The sequence below is a fragment of the Spirillospora sp. NPDC046719 genome (genome assembly GCF_040645715.1).
Taxonomy (GTDB): domain Bacteria; phylum Actinomycetota; class Actinomycetes; order Streptosporangiales; family Streptosporangiaceae; genus Spirillospora.
Genome location: NZ_JBEYYT010000734.1, coordinates 1 through 3,052, shown reverse-complemented (window position 1 = coordinate 3,052; position 3,052 = coordinate 1). Strand labels below are relative to the sequence as shown.

At 71.6% G+C, this 3,052-nt stretch carries 2 protein-coding genes; both read left to right on the top strand.

All coding sequences use genetic code 11. The features are described from left to right. Positions 1-338: 338 nt before the first annotated feature. Positions 339-1,103: an NRDE family protein gene (locus tag ABZ914_RS49435; protein WP_500201523.1), complete on the top strand. Its 765-nt coding sequence runs from the start codon at positions 339-341 to the stop codon at positions 1,101-1,103. A 161-nt stretch (positions 1,104-1,264) separates the two neighbouring features. After that, positions 1,265-3,031 (top strand): ABC transporter substrate-binding protein, encoded by a 1,767-nt coding sequence (locus ABZ914_RS49430; protein WP_387018114.1) that lies wholly within the window; start codon positions 1,265-1,267, stop codon positions 3,029-3,031. The last annotated feature ends 21 nt before the right edge of the window (positions 3,032-3,052 follow it).

The window sequence follows — 3,052 nt, the reverse complement described above, 5'->3', positions numbered from 1 at the left end:
CTGCGCTCGCTGGCGCTCGCTCCGCGGGCCTGCCCGTGGCGGTGGCCGGGCTCGAATCTCCGGGGGGACCTCTGGAACCCCCGTCACGACGGACAGGGTGTTTCCCGCTCCGCTAGCGCTCCGCGCGAAACGCGCTGTCCGTGGTCGGGCATGCCCGCTGCGCTCGCCTGCGCTCGCTCCGCGTGCCTGCCCGTGAGGGTGGCCGGGCTTGAATCTTCCGGGGGCGCTCCCTGAAAGCCCCGTTAGCGGCCGGGCCCGTAGCGGTGGGCGGACTTCGATCGGTGGCGGCGGGGACCCCGGGGGGTGGGTGGGTTGGGGGGAAGTGCTCCAATTGGGGCATGTGTACGGCGATCATCAGTGTCGACCCCTCCGCCGCCGTCCCCGTGCTCGTCGCGGGCGTGCGGGACGAGTTCGTCGCCCGGGAGTGGGAGCCGCCGGGACGGCACTGGCCCGACCGGCCCGGCCTCATCGGCGGCCGCGACCTGCGGGCCGGCGGCACCTGGTTCGCCGTGGACCCGGCCGCCCCGCGCGTCGCGCTGGTGCTGAACGGTCGTGGCAGGATGGCGCCCGAGGACGGCCGCGCCACGCGCGGCGAGCTGCCGCTGCGGACGGCCGCCGACGGCAAGCTCGGCGAGCCCGACCTCGCCGCCTTCGACCCGTTCCACCTCGTCGGCGCCGAACCGGACCGGGTGCGGCTGTGGAGCTGGGACGGCCGGGAGCTCACCGAGCGCGACCTCGGCCCCGGCCTGCACATGATCGTCAACAGCGGGCTCGAGGGCGAGGGCCAGCAGGAGGGCGCGACCGAGGACGCCTACATGGCGGCCCGCCTCGCCCACTTCCGCCCGCGCCTGGCCGCCGCCGCGCGGCCCGAGCCCGGGACGCGCGAGGACGTGCGGACGGCGTGGGGGGCGTGGCTGCCGCTGCTGGAGGGCGACGGCCTGCCGCGCGCCGACCACCGCGCCCTGCTGCCGCTGCTGGACATGGGCGAGGGCCGCGTCTGGGGCACCACGTCCGTCAGCCTGGCGGCGCTCGCCCCCGGCACCGTCCGCTACGACTTCTCCGCCGCCCCCGGCGACGGCGCGGGCTGGTCGCGGGTGCTCTGACCCGCGCCCCGGCGCACGGCGTTTTCCTCCCCGCATCCGCGCGATCATGACGCTGGGTGCTAATTTGACTACCTAATGCGATCTTCGCGGCCGCCGCGTGCGGGCCCGGCCCGCGGATCGCTCCGGGGCAGTCGGTCATCAGCAGACGGGGGAGTGCGCAGATGACAGCAGTGAGACGGGGGGCGGTGGTCACCGCCGGGCTCGGCGCGGCGGTGCTCGCGCTGGCGTCCTGCGGAGGCGGCGGTGGCGGCGGCGGGGGGAGCGCCGGCGGCACGCTGAAGGTCGTCGGGTCCTCCGACGTGGACCACCTCGACACCTCCAGCGTCTACACGACCTGGGGCAACATGCTGGCCCGCCAGTTCGCCCGGACGCTGTTCGGGTTCAAGGCCGCCGACAACTTCGACGACGCGATCAAGGTGCAGCCCGACGTCGCGCAGGAGATCCCCAGCACGCAGAACGGGGGCGTCAGCCAGGACGGCCGGACGTACACCATCAAGCTGCGCACCGGCGTGCTCTGGAACACCAACCCGCCCCGCGAGGTGACCGCGCAGGACTTCATCCGCGGCATCAAGCGGGTCTGCAACCCGGCCAAGCCGTCCGGCGGCAAGGCTTACTACACCGAGACCATCGTCGGGATGAGCGCCTTCTGCAAGGGCTACGGCGGCGTCGACCCGAAGAGCGCGTCCGCCATGGCCGCGTACCAGAACGGCCACGACGTGGCCGGGCTGACGGCCAAGGACGACAAGACCCTCGTCATCAGGCTGACCCAGCCCGCGAGCGACTTCACCAACATCCTCGCGCTGCAGTTCGCGTCGGCCGCCCCCGCCGAGTACGACGGGTACATCCCCGACAGCCCGCAGTTCCGCCAGCACACGGTCTCCGACGGGCCGTACCAGATCGTCTCGTACACGCCGAACAAGCAGTACGTCCTCGACCGCAACAAGAACTGGAACGCCGCCTCCGACCCGACGCGGGCGCAGAACCCCCAGCGGATCCAGGTCACCATGGGGCAGGACTCGCCCGACGTCGTCCAGCAGCAGATGGAGCAGGGCTCCGCCGACCTCGCCTGGGACCAGCCGGTGCCCACGTCGCGGATCCCGGGCCTGAAGTCCAACCCGAACTTCAAGATCATGGACGGGTCGTCCAGCAACCCCTACATCGTCTTCAACACGCTCAGCCCGAACAACAACGGCGCGCTCGGCAAGGCGCAGGTGCGGCAGGCGATCAACTACGCGGTCGACAAGACCGCGCTGATCCAGATCTACGGCGGCCCGGACGTCAGCGAGGTGCTGAACCAGGTCATCCCGCCGCGCAGCGTCGGCTACCAGCCGTTCAACCTGTACCCGACGCCCGGCAACGCCGGCGACCCGAACAGGTGCAAGCAGCTGCTCGCGCAGGCCGGGTACCCCAACGGGCTGACGCTGAAGTTCCCCTACCGGGTCTCCAGCAACCACCCGAAGGTCGCGCAGTCGGTGCAGGCGAACCTGAAGGCGTGCGGGATCACCGCGAACCTCACGCCCGACACCAACGGCACCTTCTACAACACCACGCTGGTGACCCCCGCCGACGCCAAGGCCGGCAAGTGGGACATCGCGGGCCCCGGCTGGGTGCCGGACTGGTACGGCAACAACGGCCGCACCAACATCGTGCCGCTGTTCGACGGCCGCCAGTACGGCCCGAACTCCACCAACTACGGCGACTACAACAACCCGAAGGTCAACGCGCTCATCGACCAGGCGCTGAAGGCCAAGGACGCCAACACGGCGGCCGGGTTCTGGGCGCAGGCCGACAAGCAGATCATGCAGGACGCCGCGGTCGTGCCGCTGATGAACCAGAAGTACCCGATCTTCCACTCGTCGCGGGTGAAGAACGCGCAGTACCTGCCGCAGTACCAGGCGTACGACCTCAACCAGGTCAAGCTCTCGTAGCCGGCGGCGCCCGGGCGCCCG

Bases quoted from the DNA above. Each gene is read 5' to 3' on its own strand.
- ABZ914_RS49435 (WP_500201523.1), top strand. From the start codon at position 339: ATGTGTACGGCGATCATCAGTGTCGACCCCTCCGCCGCCGTCCCCGTG.
- ABZ914_RS49430 (WP_387018114.1), top strand. From the start codon at position 1,265: ATGACAGCAGTGAGACGGGGGGCGGTGGTCACCGCCGGGCTCGGCGCG.